We start from the raw sequence: 18,990 nt of genomic DNA, 5'->3' as shown, positions 1-18,990 counted from the left end.
CGTGTATGGAATCCAAAGCATTTTAAGAAGAAAGGGCTGACTCACTTTAAGGAGCCAGCCGGACGTGTCGGAAATTACAAAACTTCCAATAATATTACCATGAACAATAGACCGACAATGAAGGAATAGGTGGAAGTGCGCTCATTTCCATCCCCATGACTTTCAGGGATCAATTCCTTATAAACAATGAAAAGCATGGCCCCTGCTGCAAAAGCAAGGCCGTATGGAACAAGGAAACTAATGTAAGAGGTTAAATAAAAACCTAATAAGCCCGTTATTATTTCAATGGTACCAGTTAAGGTGGCTATGAAGAACGCTAGGAATTTACCGATTTTTTGATTGATTAAAAACAAGGCGACAAGTAAACCTTCCGGGGCATTTTGCAGGCCGATGGCAAAGGCGATCAAGTTACCCGTATCTGCCGTATCCGAGGCGTAACTGACTCCAACAGAAAGCCCTTCAGGAATATTATGGAGTGTAATGGCAGTGATGATAAGCAAAGCCTTTTCATCGAACTGAATACCACTTTTCGTATGGCTGAGATCGATATGCGGAATATTTTTTTCCATGATCGTTAATGTCATTACCCCGAGGAAAACCCCAATGACAAGCTGCATATACCCTCCGGTGGCAAGGGACTCCGGAATCAGGCTCAATAACGAAGCAGCCACCATGATACCAGCGGTAAATGCCAAAAGCGTGTCTCTGAATCGATGTGTGATTGAACCTTGAATGAACAAGATAGGTAACGCACCGAAACCTGTAGACATTGCAGATAAGATGCTGCCTAATAAGACTCCACTCATAAATTTCTCCTTTGTATGAAACTTATCACTACCTATTTTAAAACTTTGGGTGAAACAATAATTTATTGTATTGAGATCATAAAAAATAGGTTCCAGGAAAAATCCGTTTTACAGTCATGCATGATTTATGTGAATCATTCTTCGGCATACCATTTTTTCAATGTTAGATCAGATGGCAGCAAGAAGCCGATGATTCCCAGCAATGGCAGGAATCCCACCAGCTTAATCATGGATTCGATTCCGATCATATCCGCAATGGTCCCTAATGATACGGAACCGATGGCCCCCATTCCAAAGGCTAACCCTACTGTCAACCCGGCCATCGTTCCGACTTTACCTGGTACCAATTCCTGTGCATATATTACAGTGACCGAAAAGCTGCTCATTATGATGAATCCTGCTATCAATAATAAGATAAAAGCAGCTGTAGGAGGTACGAATGGTAAAAGGGCGGTTAGTGGAGTACTGGCAGCGAAAGAAAAGAAAATCACATTTTTGCGTCCGAATCTATCCGCAAGCGGTCCGCCGAAAAACGTACCTACAGCCCCAGCGGCTAAAAAGGCAAATAGGAAAACCTGTGCGGATTTGATCGTGAATGAATGCTGCTCAATTAAATAAAAACTGTAAAAGTTCGTCATGGCTGATACATACCAGGAACGTGCAAAAATAATGAACAAAATTAAAATCAATGCTTTAGCCACTTTATGTGACCGCTCTTTATTGATGACTTTTGCAGCCAGCTTTTTCGGCTGGAAGTGAACAAGTTTGTGAGAATACCACTTGGCAATATACAGTAATAGGATTACGGCCGTTAAGGCAACCAGGGCGAACCAGAGTGCACCTTTTTGGCCAAATGGAACAAGCACGATAGCAGTGATGAGTGGGGCAAGGGCCTGCCCGCTATTCCCGCCAACCTGATAAATCGATTGTGCCAGGCCTCTCTTTGGGCCTCCTGCCATGTAGGCAACCCTAGAGCCTTCCGGATGGAAAATGGCTGACCCGAAGCCCATCAGGATGACTGCACCGAGGATAATGGTATAGCTTGGGGCAATAGCAAGTATGATGACCCCAATTAGTGTGCTGGTCAATCCAATTGGCAATGCATAGGGTAGGGGTCTTTTATCCGTATAGAACCCAACAGCAGGTTGCAGAAGCGACGATACGATATTCAGGCAGAATGCAATCATCCCCAGCTGTGTATATGTCAGCGACATTGATTTCTCGAGGATAGGGAACATGGCCGGTACAACGGCCTGAAGAGAATCATTCATTAAATGGCATATGCCTATGATGATCATAATTTTCAGAGTCATATCTTGTTTTTGTGTTTTTGTTTTAACGGCAGTGATACTTCCCATATGTATATTTCCTTCTTCCTGTATAAATATTTCTACATTACCATATATAGGTTCATCAATCATGAATCATTTGTCCTGTCTCTTATAAAGAATATACTTCAATGAATGCCTAAGGTTGTTCTTTTATTAGTGGTAAGCAGATTGTAACAGTTGTACCTTTTAAAGGTTTACTTGTAAGCTCGATGGTTCCATTGAATGAATCAATAATTCGTTTACACACAAATAGCCCTAATCCGGTTCCTTCTTTTTTCGATGTATAGAAGGGCTCGAACACTTTGCCGATTTCTTTTTCATTAAGTCCTTTCCCTGTGTCGACGATTACGATTTTCGCCCGTTCATTTTCATGGTAAATTCGTATCCTTAACTCTTTTCCAACATCCATGGCCTCGAAACCATTTTTGGCAATGTTAAGAATGACTTGTTTGAGTTGGTCCTTCGTACAATGAACCCTGATCGGTTCCTTTATGATATTCCATTCCACTTCAATATTAAAGTGACGCGCTTCAGATTCTATTATTGGTCTCAATTCAGCAATAATACTGCGAATATCATATAAGGATAAAGTCTGGGCCATGGGCTTCCCTAAAATTAAAAACTCGCTGACGATACTATTGATCCGTTCAATTTCTTTCATGATGACAGAATAATAAAACTGATCTTGTTCTTCAGGGTGCTTTTCACCCAGTAACTGTACCAGTCCTTTTATGCCTGTAAGTGGATTTCTTATTTCATGTGCAGTACTAACAGCCAATGTACCGACAAAATCTATTTTTTGCCTATCGATTAATATCTTTTGGTTTTTCGTATTGCTACGGACGATCAGTTCCTCAACGATGGTATAGATCATGTGAGTAAAAAAGAAGGTGAAAAACACAAACATCAAGAAGACATTCATGTTATTTGTGTTAAGCGCGTCGGGCATCTTGACGGAAAGTGTCCAATCCACTTCGGTCAAAGGAACTTCAACCCATGGTGAATGTCCAGTAAAGTCTCCGGCATTTATATCTAAAATTCGAGTTTTATCGCTTGATTCCAGCATCAAGGACTGATCAGGGATGAGCATTTTTAATGTCTTTTCCATATGGTCCAAACTAATTTGGACCAATAAAAACCCTTGTACCTTTTTATCATGATCCAGAATGGGAGCGAAAATGGTGAAATAATGTAAACTCGGGTTATTTGACTCCTTAGAACCAACAACAACGGCTTTTTGAGTTTTTACTGCACGGTCCATATCATCCTGTCCAATTAAATAGGAATGAAAAAAATCCTGATTCGTCCCTGATATGGAAACGCCATCCTGATTTAGCCAATATACTCCTGCATATCTCGGATCTGTATCCTTGATCCATTTCATAAGATGCTCGGTTTTTTTATCATCCAAATAAAGAACAGAGCTGCTAAGGCTCAGCAATTCAATATTTTTTTTCGTTTCACTAATTACTTTGTCTATGTATTCTTGATAAACCGTTCCCGCCCATTCAGCTTGTTCCAGTCTTTCTTTTTGGATGGAACGTTCTAAATGCATCCAATAAATGATGGATAGAATAAATAATGGTAAAATAACAATAAGTAAATATGTGCGGAATTTATGCCTTGTTTTCATGTTTGTCACTACTTTAGCTTTTTTTCAAGTATATCAAACTGTGTAATTAAACAATAGTACATACTATTGAAGGGTAAATTGACAAAAAAGCCAAAATGTCATATAATAACTTTTAATTCAAGATATTTTAATTAAAAACTTTTAAGGTTGTGAAGTTATGGAGAATAATAACATCCAACAGTCTTTGAAACTGTTCATTGTGATGTCTAGAGCTCATCGATCAATTAATGATGTGGTAAATAAACATATAGCGGAAGAGGGTTTGAATCCCACTGAGTTTGCAGTACTGGAATTACTTTATCATAAAGGCGATCAACCTCTTCAACAAATAGGCGGAAAGATCCTGCTAGCGAGCGGCAGCATTACCTATGTCGTGGATAAACTTGAACAGAAGGAATACCTTCAGCGAATAGCATGTAAAGAAGACCGCCGGGTAACCTTTGCCAAAATAACGGATAAAGGAAAGGCCTTTATTGAAGGGGTATTTCCGGAGCATGAAAAAAGAATCGATGATATCATGAGTGTACTTACGCAAGATGAAAAGGCTACCGTGATAGAACTGCTTAAAAAGATTGGCTATTCCGCTCAAAATTAGCATATGAACCAGCACCCTCGTTTTATATTTGGTGCTGGTTTTTTATGTTTAAGTGCATGGTGGTGCGATGAAGACCATGGCTAGTAAATCCTGATTTGTTTCTAGGACTTGAAGGTTTTTAATCGTTCATTGGCGAATTTAATTATATTACGAAAATCACCGAGAATATGTCTAAAAATAATGATTTTTTTGGGTGTTAGCGTCAATCTGGATTTTGAAAAAAAGGTGTTAAATCGTATAAAGGAGTGTACATATGAAATTTAATGAGTATGAATATAAACGTCCTGAAATGGATGAAATTAAAACCCGTTTCATGAAGGTTTTGGAGGAATTTGCGGGTGCTAAAAATGCAGATGCACAAATAAAGGCCATGGAAGAAATTAATGAAATTCGAAACTATGTAGGTACGATGTTTAATTTGGTTTATATTCGACATTCGATTGATACACATGATGAATTTTATAAAGCGGAGAATGATTATGTAGATGACTTCTCCCCTGAAATGGAAGAATTGACTTCAAAATTTTACACTGAACTAATTCAATCAAAATATCGTAAGGAGCTTGAAGTGAGATGGGGTAATCAACTGTTTGACTTGGCGGAGGCCCAACTTAAAACCTTTTCGCCTCAAATCATCCCACAACTGCAAAAAGAAAATAAATTATCAAGCGAATATTCGCAATTAATTGCCTCCGCAAAAATTCACTTTGATGGGAAGGAACTAACACTTGCGCAGCTTCAGCCTTTTATGGAGTCGGCGGACCGTGAATTAAGGAAAAATGCAAGTGAGGTATATTATGGCTTCTTTGAAGAAAAGCAAGGGGAATTGGATCGAATATTCGATGATCTCGTTAAAGTGAGGCATGAGATTGCGATAGCGCTAGGCTATGTGAATTTCGTGGAACTTGGGTATTATCGAATGACAAGAACTGATTATGATGCAAAAATGGTCGCTGCATTCCGAAAGCAGGTGAAAGAGGAAGTGGTACCGCTTGTTACCCGGTTGAAGGGCCGTCAGCGTGAACGTCTTGACTTGGACAATCTGTACTATTATGATGAGAATTTTCATTTCAAAACGGGCAATGCCGTTCCTAAGGGTGATGCTGAGTGGATCATCGAAAATGGGAAAAAGATGTACCAAGAGCTTTCGCCTGAAACGAATGAGTTTTTCAATTATATGATAGATAATGACTTGATGGATCTTGTGGCGAAAAAGGGAAAGGAAAGCGGGGGCTACTGTACTTTTATAGAAGATTATAAAGCACCATTCATCTTTTCTAATTTCAACGGGACTTCCGGGGATATTGATGTTTTAACACATGAGGCAGGACATGCATTCCAAGTGTATCGGAGCCGTAACCTCGATATTCCAGAGTACTACTGGCCTACATATGAAGCGTGTGAAATCCATTCGATGAGTATGGAATTCCTTACGTGGCCATGGATGGAGCTGTTTTTCAAGGAAGATACGGAAAAGTATAAATTTTCCCATTTGAGTGGGGCACTTACATTCCTCCCTTATGGGGTAGCTGTTGATGAATTTCAGCATTTTGTATATGAAAATCCTGATGCCTCCCCTCTTGAAAGAAAGCAGGCTTGGCGGAAGATCGAGAAGGAATATCTGCCGCATCGCGATTATGAAGGAAATCATTTCTTGGAGAATGGCGGGTATTGGCAGCGACAAAGCCATATTTATCAGTCACCTTTTTATTATATCGACTATACATTGGCCCAAATATGTGCATTCCAATTCTGGAAAAGGTCGGCTGAAAAAGATGAAACGGCCTGGAAGGATTATTTGAATCTGTGCAAACTTGGAGGAAGCAAATCTTTCCTTGGACTCGTGGATACTGCGAATTTGGAATCTCCATTTGTTGAGGGGACAGTTCAGTCAGTTGTGAAGGGAATAGACGGATGGCTTTCCAATGTCGATGATAAAGCATTATAAAAGGTAGGGATTACCAGATACCGTGTTTTATCAATGCTTCAAAAAAAACGCTTGAGGATGCTTCCTTAAGCGTTTTTATCTTTCCCATACCAAGAGAAACGGCGTGTTCGCTTTACATTGGCCATCATCCCCAAAAATCATTACGAAGGCCATTGGGGAATACCTACAGAGTGATATGCCGCAAGGAGTGGATAGGGAATGTTTGAACTCACCATGTTAGAAAGAAAACTTGTTTTTTAATGCCTGTAAGCCCAGAAAAAAACTGCTATTTCAGGAATATTACTTGGCTTGTCTTAAATGTATCTTCCTTACATATAAATGTAGGGAGGAGGGGAGTGTATGCTGTCAAGGTGGTCAGGGATTTTTCAGATTGCAGCCGTATATGTAGGGACAGTGGTCGGTGCGGGTTTTGCAACTGGAAAAGAGATTGTCGAGTTTTTTACCCGTTATGGCTTTTATGGCTTTATTGGGATTTTAATAGCAGGTTATATTTTCATTTTTACAGGAACGAAAATCATGCTCATATCCTCGAGGATCAGGGCATCTTCTTATGAGGAGTTCAATCAATTTCTTTTTGGCAAGAAAGTTGCCGGGATCATCAATATCTTTTTCCTAATCATGCTGTTAGGGGTGACAGCGGTCATGATTTCCGGTGCAGGTGCCGTTTTCGAAGAACAACTTGGCTTGCCGAAAAGTATAGGAAGCTGGTGTACGATCATCCTGGCAACCTTGGTTTTGATGATGGGAATGCGCGGTGTATTCACTGTAAACTCATTTGTTGTACCAATCATGATCTGTTTTAGTTTGATCCTTTTTTTCTCGACCTTGGGAAATGGAGAGTTTTTTAAGAACCTTACAATGGTTCCTGATGAAGTGATCACATTGAAAACGATTTTGTCACCATTTGCCTATACGGCCTTTAACCTTGCTTTGGCACAGGCTGTATTGGTTCCGGTTGCGTATGAAGTCCAGGATGAGAAGGTCATCAAACACGGTGCTATTCTTGGAGGCATATTTCTAACCATCATTTTATTAACGGGGCATTTTTCACTTATGACACTTCCTGACGTGAATAGTTATGAAATTCCTTCGGCCGTTATCATGAGAACGGCAGCCGGGCAGTTATATTGGATGTTCATTTTGGTGATATACGGGGAAATATTCACTTCAGTCATTGGAAACATATATGGATTACAACGCCAAATCAGCAGTTATTTTAAATTGCCAAGCATGCTGATCATCGCTTTGATTTTTTTTATAGCTTTGATCATAGGGGAATTCGGATATGGAAGGCTATTAGGATATATTTATCCGGTTTTTGGATACATAAGCCTGCTTTTTTTAATGCTGGTCTGGAAAAGCAAGGCAGGGAAGGAGTAAGGAAGAATGGGGGGCATGACCTTTGCCCTCCTTCCCGGAATTTAATGGGTGATCATTCTTTCAGCAGTGTCTTGGCCATCACTAGAAAAGCATCACGGTAATCCTTATCTTTTTTCGTGAACATTGTTAAGCGGACGGGTGCTTTTTCATCCTTGAGCAATATGGATGTAATCACATCATCCCCACTTTCAACTTCAAATCCAATGCCGTTATCCACATTAAGTGCTGGCTCCTTAATCGTTTCTGAAAGACTTTTTAGTTGTGCTTGAACATTTTCTTCCACTTCATCCCAGTTGACATCCTTCTTCAACAATTCGATTCTCATATAAATGGAGTCATCTTCAGTGAGGAAAACGACATCTTTTCCTGGTTCTTCAGCACTTAACTTAAATTGTTGCAAAACGTAGAGGCTGAACGGTTGATTATCACTTTTCTTTAGAAAGGCAGTTTTTTCTTTCACTTTCCCATTACTCGTATATTGCAAGTTTTGCTCCATCAGTCTTACTTTGTTGTTTTTTCCGATATTGCCATTATCCCCATCAGAAGAATTGTTTTCATTTTCCTCTTTTACTGAATCCTCCTGTTGCTCCGCTGTGAATTCGTCTGTGGTCGATCCACAGCCAGTCAGCAGAAAAACTGCTAATGTGGCACTGCCTAAATAACGTGTCCAAATAATCATCTCTTTTTATCACTTCTTTCTTTTGTCATTATAAATGTAAATATTTTCCTAATCTTACGTATATTTCACCTTTAATGAATAGACGGTATGAAATGAAAATTGTTACAAAAAATAACAGAGAAACAAAAACGGAGGATTACTAAAAATGAAAACGGAATGGTTATTGAGAAACCATTCCGTTAGATTACATTGAGTTAACCTATAATTTTATAATTTTTATGGTTGACGACGGTTTTTTGTTCAAGTTCCAAATCACGATAATTTTCCATATACGTGACGTCCACGATCACTGAGTTTTCGTTCACTTTCTCGACGATTCCTTTCAAGCCTTCTCTAAATTCAATGATATTTCCAACTTCCGCTTTCTTCATGGTAATCATCCTTTCCCATTTTGTTTCCAATGATTAAAAAGTAACTATGGAGTAATTGGATTATTCGAACATCTTGCCTTTTAGATTTTGACGTTGGGAGTGCAAGTAAGAGAATAAGATATCTCTACTGTCGGTACGGTAAGCTAAACTAAACATTTAAAGGGGTGCAGTCTTGTAATGGATTGGCATTATTTGGTATAACTTGCAAGCGCAGCTATGCTGCCAGTATGTAATCCTATGTACAAAAAATGCCAATCATTTTACAGTATGATATTTTACTATACAGTTTGCACTATTTTAAAGCATTCGTAAAGAATAATGTAGCAAGTGCGCCCCAAAAAATTCTGATTTATATTTAATGCCAAGCTTATGATAAAATGGAAACGGAATTTCTCCTGTCTGAGTACGGATAGAAACGATTGATATGTAAGGAGGATAATATTTTGAATGCAGAAGAAGCAAAAGATGTACTCGATAAACTGGCAAATCGTGAAATGGATGAATTCAGGATATCAAAGGAAGATTTTTTAGGTTTTCGAGAGGTTCTTGTGAAAAGGGAAGACTTTAAACATTTTCGGGGAAATGCTCACCATAATGGAGAAATAATCTATACGTATTTACAAGAAGCGAGAAGTTGATGAAAAGGAAATTCGGGGTGGCTCATATGATGAGCCACCCCATTGTTATTTACAATGGAAAATCAATTGTTTTTTTAATTTTCTTAATGCGGACTTTCTCCATGATTTGACGGCTGCGGCAGTTACCTGATATATCTCGGCAATTTCTGTCACTGTTTTATTTCCCAAGTACGTCTGTAATAGCCAGCGCTGCTGATTCAGTGTCAAGCCTTCCGTGTAGTGGAGGATATTATCGATGGCGAAGGCTTCTTCGAGCTTTGAAAAAGGATCTTTAATCTCTAGGATGGCGGAATCAATGGGTGTGTTGCGGGTTTCATATTTATGATGACGCTTTAATTCGTTTAGAATTCGGCCTTTGATTACTGTATAAGCGTAGTTATGGAATTGTCCGTATTCCTTATTGAAATTTTCATTTGACTCCCATAAGGCAATCAACCCTATTTGATAATATTCATCCTTGTTCTTATAGATGGAAAGTGATCGGATAATATGATGGATCATCGGCGTGAATTCAGTCGCTAGAGCTGAGAAATCTTCCATTATGCATGGCTACCTTTTGAAAAGTGCACTTTCGTGTATTCCGGGGTGCTTCTACCGTATACAATTTTTTTGGCCTTAGCGAAAAGGAATAATTGAAAAATGGAAGGAATAAAAGGGGGGTTTTCAGGAGGCGAATCAAAAGTTTATGAAATGAAAAGGGACATTCAAGTGATCTTGAATGCGGGGGTAACCAAATGGAATACTCATCCTAAAATTGGATGTGAAATAACTCACTCATTCTTCTTCCGATAGGTTTTAAGTTCTTTGACGATCAAGGTAAAGCCATATACACATGAAGATGTGTTTTCCCCCGCAGGAGTTTCGCACACCCGTTCCAATCAACTTTGTTTTGAAGTTTAGAAGGACCGCCTTTTGCCTGCAAACTGAGGGATGTAGCAAATGCTCATCCTTTTCTACTGAACTTTTTTATTTATATGAACTTAGTAAAAAAGAGCCCTTTCACCATAAAGCTAAAAGTGATTGGCTCTTGTCTTTCATTTATCGAATGTCAGTTTGGCTAAAGCATCCGCCCATGCAGTATTGGCATGCCCTTTTATTTTTTTTGAAAAAACCAGGAAGTGGGGGAGAAAAGCTGAAACGAAATGCTTGATTGTTTTTCATTTTACATCCCCATAAACACTTCAATGTGCTGTACGTGGTAGGCAAATTGCTCAACCCATTTTGTTAACTCTGTGATTTTCTGAATCCTGCATCCTGTGCGTCTTGTTCTGTGCAAAACATTTCTTCTGGTTTAGTTATTTCGTAATATTGGCCAGAAGGGATGTGATAGATTTTATTGCCTTTAGAGTTTATATTCCCTTTAATTTTTGGATTGCTGCAGGATGAGTTCCCAGTTGTCTTTTCCACTGATACTTCTTTGGACTTCGAATCATCAAACCCTTTTGAGGTTGCGTAGTTTTCAATTGACCAAATACCGATTTGGTCTTTTTGGGCTTGTTTCTGAATATTTTCCAATTCATCAAGATATTTAGTGTTCGGTGCATAAACATAGGCGACCCTGGCCAGGCCTTTTTCAAGCAGAAGTTTATTCACCATTTCTCCATCTACATAAAAATAGGCAAGCATCCGACCATATTTATCTCTTTCACCAATACCAGGTTCTACTTCCACTTTCGAGCCTGCAGGCATTAAATCCTTGGTGAACTTGCTCGCTTCAGGGCCGAAAGGCTGAACGGGCTTCGATGGGTGCACGGTTTCCGGGGTATCTATTAATAGAAGCCTGACCGTTTCTTCATTTCCATTAGGCATTTTGATTTTTACTGTATCTCCGTCAACAACCCTGATGATTGTGGCTGTGAATGTATTGCCCTTTTCTTCCTTTGAAGAATCTTTAATGGATTGGATATCTTTATTGGATGTCGAATTTTCCTGTTGGGATTCATCATTCATGATATCCGAGGCGCCCTGGCAGCCAGTCAAGATGATTAGGAAAATGGCAGTCAGGAGTAGCACATGCAGACAAGAAGGTAAAAAGGATTTTCTGTTCATTGATAAAATGCCTCCATTTCAAAGGTGTATTCCATGATAGTCATGGATATAATCGCCAGGAATAATACTAACCTATTAAAAAGGGAAAGAAAATGAAAAAATTTACATTCATTGCTATCCCATACCATGATAGTTTCTTATAATGGAATGATGAAGTATGAGAGGCAGGCGTGAGAAATGATGTTTAGACTCGAAAATATCAGATATAAAGGCATTCTACATATTGATAATTTGACTATATCGGCAGGAATGGTTACTTGCTTGACTGGGGAAAGCGGAGCAGGAAAAACTTCACTGCTCCGTTTATTGAACAGGATGGATGATCCGGATAGCGGGTCTATCTATTATCAAGATCAATTGCTGGAAAATCTCAACCCGATAGAGCACCGACGTAAAGTCACAATGCTGTCTCAGACACCGTTCACTTTACCGGGAACGATTGAAGAAAATCTCCAAATGGGTTTGGAATTGACAGAACGGGAAAAGAAGGATGAAACTGAATTGGAGAAGGCACTCGAAACGGTCCAGCTGCAGAAGGCTTTAACCGATGGTGCGGAGAATCTTTCAGGCGGGGAGAAACAAAGGCTTGCACTAGCGAGATTACTTTTGTTAAAACCCGATGTGTATTTACTGGATGAGCCGACAGCAGCTCTCGATGAGGAAACCGAACTGAAGGTCATGAGCCGATTTTTAGGAGAAGTGAAGCGTGAAAAAGGAACCGTCATCATGATTACCCATTCTAGACAACTTGCTGACATATGTGCTGAAAAGATGATCGTTCTGAAAAAGGCGAAGGAGGATGACTATTAATGGAGGGGAATGGGATAATAGATATTGAGTTCTGGCGTCTTTGTGCGGCCTACGTCTTTGTTGTCGTTCTGCTGATTATCGTGAAATGGAGGGGGATTTCACGGGAAAAGCAAATCATTCTCGCTACGGTGCGGATGACAGTCCAACTTATTCTTGCCGGTTATGTTTTGACATATATCTTTGAAAATCCCCACCCTTTACTTTCCTTAGGATTTTTATGTGCGATGGCCCTGTTCTCCATCCATAATATTTTTAAGCAAGTGCCCTATACGCTCAACAAGAAAATCAAAAGGATGGTTATCCTAAGTATGTTGACAGGTCCCATGGCGGCCTTGTTTTATTTTAATGTGGTGGTGATCCATTTCACGCCTTGGTATGAGCCAAGATATTTCATTCCAATAGCAGGGATGATCGTGGGGAATGCTATGACTGGAGTGACGTTGGCGCTTAAAAATCTCCATGATGGGATAAGCAGTAATCGTGAAAAGGTAGAGGCGATGCTAATGCTGGGAGCGACTCCGAAAAGGGCTGTCAAGAAATATGTAGATGCTGCATTCGACTCGGCAGTACTGCCAACTTTGAACAATATGCTCGGGATGGGGATTATTTTCCTTCCAGGAATGATGACAGGTCAAATTATGTCTGGGATAAGCCCGCTAATCGCAATAGAATACCAAATTGCCATACTTATCGGAATTCTCGGGAGTGTTTCATTAACGGTGGTCCTTTTCATTATGTTGAGTTTCAGAGCCTTTTTTACCAAAAATGCACAGCTCTCCATTTAATTATTAAAAAATCTGAAAAGTAATAGTTGCAGTTCCATCTATATTTTTGTACTATTTTTTAGGTACTAGATAGTTTTGGTTTGTTTGTTGGGAATGATAATGCTATTCTGTTAAAGAAAAGGGCATTTCTTTTTTTCCGTTATTTCCTGAGTGGAAATAGAAAACCCCTTACATAACCTATTTTGTTATTTTATCTTAAAGGAGATTGATTTATATGGTAGAAAAAACATTTACAGTAACTGCAGAAACAGGAATTCATGCTCGTCCGGCTACATTGCTTGTACAAGCTGCCGGAAAGTTTGATTCAGAAATAAACCTTGCTTACAAAGAGAAAAAAGTGAACCTTAAGTCCATTATGGGTGTAATGTCCCTAGGTATCGGCAAAGGTGCAGAAATTACGATCACTGCCGAGGGAAGCGATGAAAATGATGCATTAAACACACTTGCTGAAACATTGAACAGAGAAGGATTAGCAGAATAATGACCACTTTGATTAGTGGAATAGCAGCTTCAAACGGAATAGCCATCGCTAAAGCCTATCGACTGACTGAGCCAGATTTATCGATTGAAAAAAGAAGCATAGAAGATGTCGGGGCGGAAATATCCCGTTTTAAGGAAGCTATTCAAAAGTCAACAAATGAATTGGAAGTAATCAGGGAAAAAGCAGAAAAGGATTTGGGGGCGGATAAAGCCGCTATTTTTGACGCTCACCTACTTGTTTTGGCCGACCCGGAACTTATTACGCCTATTCAAGATAAAATCCAATCCGAAAACGTCAACGCTGAGTATTCCCTAAATGAGACAGCAAGTATGTTCATTACAATGTTTGAACAAATGGATAATGAATACATGAAGGAACGTGCAGCGGATATCCGTGACGTCACTAAGAGGGTGTTGTCACATCTCTTAGGTGTTCATATTCCAAATCCAAGCTTGATTGCTGAAGAAGTGATCATTATTGCGGAGGACTTGACTCCTTCCGATACAGCACAGTTGAACCCGGTTTATGTTAAGGGATTCACGACCGATATCGGGGGACGTACATCTCACTCGGCAATAATGGCACGTTCTTTGGAAATCCCGGCTGTCGTTGGTGCAAAATCAGTAACAACGTCCATTGAAAATGGTGACTTGATCATTATTGATGGGTTAAAGGGTGAAGTTCATATCAATCCTACTCCTGAACTCGTAAAACGCTACGAAGAGGAACAGGAAGCCTATGCTATGCAAAAGGCTGAGTGGGCTAAGCTCGTACATGAACAAACGGTTACAAAAGATGGTCATCATGTGGAATTGGCTGCCAATATAGGCACACCGAAAGATCTTGAGGGCGTTCATCAAAATGGCGGTGAAGGAATCGGGTTATACCGTACCGAATTTCTTTATATGGGCAGAAATGACTTTCCGAGCGAAGAAGAACAGTTCGAGGCATATAAAGCCGTGCTTGAAGGAATGTCAGGAAAGCCAGTAGTCGTCAGAACGCTAGATATAGGCGGTGACAAGGAGTTGCCGTACCTAGATCTTCCTAAGGAAATGAATCCATTCCTTGGGTACCGTGCGATTCGGCTCTGCCTAAATGAGCAGGAGATTTTCAGGACACAGCTCCGTGCCCTGCTTCGTGCAAGCATTTACGGTGATCTGAAGGTCATGTTCCCGATGATTGCCACATTAGCTGAATTCCGTGAAGCTAAAGCCGTATTGGCTGAAGTTAGGCAGGAATTGCTTGATAATGGTATTCAGGTTGCTGAAAAAATTGAAGTCGGAATTATGGTTGAAATTCCTTCAACTGCAGTGATGGCTGACATATTTGCTAAGGAAGTCGATTTCTTCAGCATAGGGACTAATGACTTGATTCAGTATACGATGGCCGCTGACCGAATGAATGAGAGAGTATCTTATTTATACCAACCATATAATCCAGCGATTTTACGCCTGGTTAAAATGGTCATTGATGCAGCTCATAAAGAAGGAAAATGGGCTGGGATGTGCGGAGAGATGGCTGGAGATGAAGTGGCTATCCCGATTCTGATCGGAATGGGACTTGATGAATTCTCTATGAGTGCAACCTCGATTTTAAAAGCACGTTCTTTAATTAGCCAACTTACGCTTGAAGAGATGAAAAAACTATCTCAAGAAGTTTTAATGATGGATACGAATGATAATGTGAAAGAAGCGGTAGTAAACGCTTTGAAATGATAAATAAGAAGTGAAAAACAGCCCCCTCCATAGAATCTTCGTTGGGGGGGCTGTTTGTAATTTTTTGAGAAAGAATGTTTATTTAAAAAAAATGGGGGTATTTAAAAAGCAAGCACAGTTGTTTTGCTCTAGTAGGGCAGCTGACATTCTCATTTCCCCCTTTGACGCCGGTTGGGCTATCCAACCGGCAATTTTTTTGGGTTTAGCAATTTGAAACCAAAAAAATAACAAGGATGAGAATTCAGATTTTTCACTTTTCGGCATTAACGATATAATGGATATATATTTATTTTACAAGAATGGAGGAAATCACATGGAATTACATTTGGAAAAGAAAAATGCTTTGATTTTAGCTTCAAGCCAAGGTTTGGGGAAGGCGATAGCAGCAGAATTGGTTAAAGAAGGAGCAAATGTCATGCTTGCCAGCCGTGATGGAGAAAAGCTTGCCGACGTGCAAAGGGAATTATCGCAGCTTGGGGCGGGTAAAGTGGCATATAAGGCAACGGATATAACAAAAACTGAAGATATTAAAAGCTTGGTTGAGAAAACAGCTGCAGAGTTCGGCAGTATCGACATTCTTATTAATAACGCTGGAGGTCCTCCAGGGGGATCATTTACAGATTTCAATGATGAAGATTGGCAACAATCTTTTGAACTTAATTTACTAAGCTACATCAGGACGATCCGTGAGAGCTTGCCCCATCTAAAAAAACAGGGCGGTAAAATCATCAATATTGCATCGTCATCCATCAAGGAACCGATTCCGGGACTGATATTATCGAATACATTCCGGACTGCAATTGTTGGATTGTCAAAGACGTTGGCTACTGAGTTAGCTCCAGATCAGATTTTGATCAATACAGTTGCTCCTGGCAGGATCGCCACAGACCGCGTTCAGCACCTTGATAATATGAATGCAGAGAAACAAGGGGTCACTCCTGAGGTGGTCACTGAACAAGCCATTAATAAAATCCCTCTTGGGCGATACGGGGAACCTGAGGAATTTGCTAGGTTCGTTACTTTCCTTGTTTCGGGTGCCAATACATATCTAACGGGCCAGTCGTATTTAGTAGACGGAGGAATGGTAAAATCAATTTAAGGGTTATTTCCACAAAATGATTGGGAGGAATTTGCAGTGACGCAATCGAACGAAGCAATCGGATTCATAGGTTTAGGGGTCATGGGAAAAAGCATGGCTAGAAATCTGCTTAAGGCAGGATATGAGGTATTTGTTTATACAAGGACGAAAGATAAGGCAAATGATCTGCTGCAACTGGGCGCAAAGTGGGTAAAAGCACCTAAGGACATCGCACAGAACGCTAATGTAATCATTTCCATGGTAGGGTATCCGAGCGATGTTGAAGAAATTTACCTGGGATACGATGGGCTTATCGAGAATGGGAAAGCGGGTACCTATTTAATCGATATGACGACCTCCACTCCATCTTTGGCCGTGAGAATAGCCGAGGAAGCCAAGAAAAAAGGAATGGAGTCATTGGATGCACCAGTTTCAGGTGGAGATATCGGTGCACGTGATGCGAAGCTTACGATCATGGTCGGCGGGGATAGTGAGGCATTCGAAGCGGTACGTCCCATTTTTGATATCATGGGCAGTAATGTAGTCCATCAAGGCGCGGCTGGATCTGGACAGCATACGAAAATGTGCAATCAAATCGCCATTGCATCCAATATGATCGGAGTGACTGAAGCGATTTCTTATGCTAAAAAGGCGGGATTGGATCCAGACCGTGTTCTGCAAAGTATATCATCGGGTTCTGCTGGAAGCTGGTCACTGTCCAATCTAGTGCCGCGTATGGTCAAAGGGGATTTTGAACCAGGTTTTTATATCAAGCATTTCATCAAGGATATGAAGATCGCACTTGATGAAGCAGAAAGAATGGGAATGGATGCGCCAGGATTAAGCCTGAGCAAATCCCTATATGAAGGCCTGGCAGATGCTGGGGAGGAAAATAGCGGCACCCAGGCGTTATATAAACACTATAATTAAGTGCTACCATTCCTTTTTCATGAATAAGCTGATAGCGACAGCCTTTACAAAAAGGAGTGATCGTTATGGGTGAATTCGATGACATCAATATGAAATTCCAAGAATTGGAAGATGGTCGATATATTGTCAGGATTGAAGGTTTTAAACGCGAAAAAACCATTCATCAAACTAAGCCCATACGTTGGGATCTGAAATTAATGAATGAAAGTCCGCTAATCTTGCCGGTGAAATTCAGTCATATCGAAACGAATGCCGGTTTCCAAATCCTGATGCGCGAATTGAAAAGTTTAGGTCTTTCAAAACCGCGCTCCTCAAAGGAATTTGAAGATGTGATGGCCGATTTACTTGGATCCATTGTTGAAGTGAGCCTTACCACGACAAACAAGGAAGAAGGATATCGGGAAATTCGTTTTTTACGTAGATTGTATTAGCAGTATCTAGCATGGTGGAAAAATAAATTATGAAATGAAAAAAGCGGCCTTCAATGATTCTATTGAAGACCACTTTTTTTTCGATTAACCTTAAGCTAAAAAAGCTTCAATTCGATTCAAAGCTTTTTCCAAGGTTTCCATGGAATAGGCATAAGATATCCTAAAGTACCCTTCGCCGAGAGGAGAGAATGCGTCTCCAGGGACAACAGCCACTTTTTCCTGTTTAACGAGTTTGAGGCAAAAGTCAAGAGAAGAGGTATACCCTTCAGGAAGCTTTATAAAGAAGTAAAAGGCACCATTTGGCTTGACTATTTCCAAATTCATTGCATGTAAGCGATTGTATACATATTCGCGTCTCCTTGCATACTCGTTCTTCATCGGAATGGCATCATCCTTGCCTGTCGTCAATGCAGCCAAGGCAGCTCTCTGAGATATGGAAGAGGCACAAGTTACATTGTATTGATGGACCTTCAGGATATGCAAAGAGATGGATTTAGGCGCAAACAGAAGGCCAATTCTCCACCCTGTCATGGAATGGGACTTGGACAAACCATTCAGGACGATGGTTTGTTCTTTTAAGAATGTGGCAATCGATACATGTTCCTGATCAAATACAAGTTCACTGTATATCTCATCAGCCAATATGAAGATGTCCTTGCCCCGTACGAGTTCGGCAATGTCCGATAATTCTTCGGCAGATAATGTGACCCCAGTCGGATTCGATGGATATGGCAGAACGATGCAACGCGTTTGATCAGTTATGTATTTTTCAATAATATCTGCCGTCAAACGAAATCCATTTTTGGTTGTATCGGCATAGATTGGGGCCGCACCGCACATTTTAATGATGGGTTCGTATCCTGGATATACCGGTCCTGGTAATATTACTTCATTCCCAGGGACGAGGATCGTTCGGAATGTAATATCAATGCCTTCACTAGCACCAGAGGTCACTATGACTTCATCGGCTGGATCGTAGGAGAGTTTGTATTTATCCTTAATATATGCTGATGCAGCTTCCCTTAATTCGAGATAGCCGGCATTGTGAGTATAAACGGTATAATCATGATCAATGGCTTGTTTTGCCGCTTCTTTAATATGCATTGGAGTCGGAAAGTCTGGCTGTCCGATCGTTAAAGAAATGGTGCCTTCGATATCAGCTACCATATTGTAGAATTTACGGATTCCTGATATTTGAACGTCTTTTACTAGAGGGTTAACTAAATGCTCCATCTATGAATATCCTCCCTTTTCAAACTTCATGAGCTTATGTACTATGTTTGACAGATCCATTCTATTTTATCATTTAGTTTGGATGAGGGAGAAATAC

General features: G+C 40.2%; 19 protein-coding genes. 11 read left to right on the top strand and 8 right to left on the bottom strand.

The window, feature by feature from the left end; translation table 11 throughout:
• Positions 1-74 precede the first annotated feature (74 nt).
• From ACQKMH_RS12835 to ACQKMH_RS12825, 3 genes are all read right to left on the bottom strand, one after another.
• Positions 75-806, bottom strand: a complete 732-nt coding sequence (locus ACQKMH_RS12835; RefSeq protein ID WP_427587846.1) for a ZIP family metal transporter — start codon at positions 804-806, stop codon at positions 75-77.
• 134 nt (positions 807-940) lie between these two features.
• The gene (locus ACQKMH_RS12830) at positions 941-2,164 is read right to left on the bottom strand and encodes an MFS transporter (RefSeq protein ID WP_427588497.1); all 1,224 of its coding nucleotides are present in this window, start codon (positions 2,162-2,164) and stop codon (positions 941-943) included.
• Positions 2,165-2,273: 109 nt separating this feature from the next.
• Positions 2,274-3,770 (bottom strand): ATP-binding protein, encoded by a 1,497-nt coding sequence (locus ACQKMH_RS12825; protein WP_427587845.1) that lies wholly within the window; start codon positions 3,768-3,770, stop codon positions 2,274-2,276.
• Positions 3,771-3,927: 157 nt separating this feature from the next.
• Between ACQKMH_RS12825 and ACQKMH_RS12820 the strand changes: the two genes are divergently transcribed.
• From ACQKMH_RS12820 to ACQKMH_RS12810, 3 genes are all read left to right on the top strand, one after another.
• Complete coding sequence (locus ACQKMH_RS12820; RefSeq protein ID WP_034314147.1) at positions 3,928-4,365, top strand: MarR family winged helix-turn-helix transcriptional regulator; 438 nt, start codon at positions 3,928-3,930, stop codon at positions 4,363-4,365.
• A gap of 253 nt (positions 4,366-4,618) precedes the next feature.
• Complete coding sequence (locus tag ACQKMH_RS12815; RefSeq protein ID WP_427587844.1) at positions 4,619-6,313, top strand: M3 family oligoendopeptidase; 1,695 nt, start codon at positions 4,619-4,621, stop codon at positions 6,311-6,313.
• 339 nt (positions 6,314-6,652) lie between these two features.
• Complete coding sequence (locus tag ACQKMH_RS12810; RefSeq protein ID WP_427587843.1) at positions 6,653-7,693, top strand: YkvI family membrane protein; 1,041 nt, start codon at positions 6,653-6,655, stop codon at positions 7,691-7,693.
• A 52-nt stretch (positions 7,694-7,745) separates the two neighbouring features.
• Here the strand turns inward: ACQKMH_RS12810 and ACQKMH_RS12805 are convergent, their stop codons facing one another.
• Entirely contained in the window at positions 7,746-8,372 is a 627-nt protein-coding gene (locus tag ACQKMH_RS12805) for a hypothetical protein (RefSeq protein WP_427587842.1), read from the bottom strand.
• Positions 8,373-8,566: 194 nt separating this feature from the next.
• Positions 8,567-8,743 carry a YkvS family protein gene (locus ACQKMH_RS12800; RefSeq protein ID WP_064505160.1) on the bottom strand — a complete coding sequence of 59 codons (177 nt, stop codon included), beginning with the start codon at positions 8,741-8,743 and terminating at the stop codon, positions 8,567-8,569.
• A gap of 443 nt (positions 8,744-9,186) precedes the next feature.
• Here ACQKMH_RS12800 and ACQKMH_RS12795 point away from each other — a divergent pair, with 443 nt between their 5' ends.
• A complete protein-coding gene (locus ACQKMH_RS12795) occupies positions 9,187-9,381 on the top strand; it encodes a hypothetical protein (protein ID WP_230157566.1) in 195 nt (64 codons plus the stop codon).
• A 45-nt stretch (positions 9,382-9,426) separates the two neighbouring features.
• Here the strand turns inward: ACQKMH_RS12795 and ACQKMH_RS12790 are convergent, their stop codons facing one another.
• Complete coding sequence (locus tag ACQKMH_RS12790; protein ID WP_427587841.1) at positions 9,427-9,921, bottom strand: sigma-70 family RNA polymerase sigma factor; 495 nt, start codon at positions 9,919-9,921, stop codon at positions 9,427-9,429.
• Positions 9,922-10,605: 684 nt separating this feature from the next.
• Positions 10,606-11,430: a thermonuclease family protein gene (locus ACQKMH_RS12785; RefSeq protein WP_427587840.1), complete on the bottom strand. Its 825-nt coding sequence runs from the start codon at positions 11,428-11,430 to the stop codon at positions 10,606-10,608.
• 180 nt (positions 11,431-11,610) lie between these two features.
• Here ACQKMH_RS12785 and ACQKMH_RS12780 point away from each other — a divergent pair, with 180 nt between their 5' ends.
• From ACQKMH_RS12780 to ACQKMH_RS12750, 7 genes are all read left to right on the top strand, one after another.
• A complete protein-coding gene (locus ACQKMH_RS12780; protein ID WP_427588496.1) occupies positions 11,611-12,240 on the top strand; it encodes an ABC transporter ATP-binding protein in 630 nt (209 codons plus the stop codon).
• Positions 12,240-13,025: an ABC transporter permease gene (locus ACQKMH_RS12775; protein ID WP_427587839.1), complete on the top strand. Its 786-nt coding sequence runs from the start codon at positions 12,240-12,242 to the stop codon at positions 13,023-13,025. The genes ACQKMH_RS12780 and ACQKMH_RS12775 overlap by 1 nt, the downstream gene beginning before the upstream one ends.
• Before the next feature lie 214 nt (positions 13,026-13,239).
• Positions 13,240-13,506 (top strand): phosphocarrier protein HPr, encoded by a 267-nt coding sequence (locus tag ACQKMH_RS12770; RefSeq protein ID WP_230157562.1) that lies wholly within the window; start codon positions 13,240-13,242, stop codon positions 13,504-13,506.
• Positions 13,506-15,221, top strand: coding sequence for a phosphoenolpyruvate--protein phosphotransferase (gene ptsP, locus ACQKMH_RS12765; protein WP_427587838.1), 1,716 nt, complete (start codon positions 13,506-13,508; stop codon positions 15,219-15,221). Before ACQKMH_RS12770 ends, ptsP begins: the two co-directional genes overlap by 1 nt.
• 313 nt (positions 15,222-15,534) lie before the next feature.
• Positions 15,535-16,320, top strand: coding sequence for an SDR family oxidoreductase (locus tag ACQKMH_RS12760; RefSeq protein WP_427587837.1), 786 nt, complete (start codon positions 15,535-15,537; stop codon positions 16,318-16,320).
• Positions 16,321-16,356: 36 nt separating this feature from the next.
• Positions 16,357-17,229 (top strand): NAD(P)-dependent oxidoreductase, encoded by an 873-nt coding sequence (locus ACQKMH_RS12755; protein ID WP_427587836.1) that lies wholly within the window; start codon positions 16,357-16,359, stop codon positions 17,227-17,229.
• 65 nt (positions 17,230-17,294) lie between these two features.
• On the top strand, positions 17,295-17,660 hold the full coding sequence (locus ACQKMH_RS12750; RefSeq protein WP_230157559.1) for a hypothetical protein: 366 nt from the start codon (positions 17,295-17,297) through the stop codon (positions 17,658-17,660).
• 90 nt (positions 17,661-17,750) lie between these two features.
• Here the strand turns inward: ACQKMH_RS12750 and ACQKMH_RS12745 are convergent, their stop codons facing one another.
• Positions 17,751-18,893 carry an aminotransferase A gene (locus ACQKMH_RS12745; RefSeq protein ID WP_427587835.1) on the bottom strand — a complete coding sequence of 381 codons (1,143 nt, stop codon included), beginning with the start codon at positions 18,891-18,893 and terminating at the stop codon, positions 17,751-17,753.
• Positions 18,894-18,990: the final 97 nt, after the last annotated feature.

Origin of the sequence: Peribacillus sp. NPDC097895, assembly GCF_050277555.1 — a bacterium.
Taxonomy (GTDB): domain Bacteria; phylum Bacillota; class Bacilli; order Bacillales; family DSM-1321; genus Peribacillus.
This window is presented reverse-complemented; position numbering and strand designations above follow the sequence as displayed.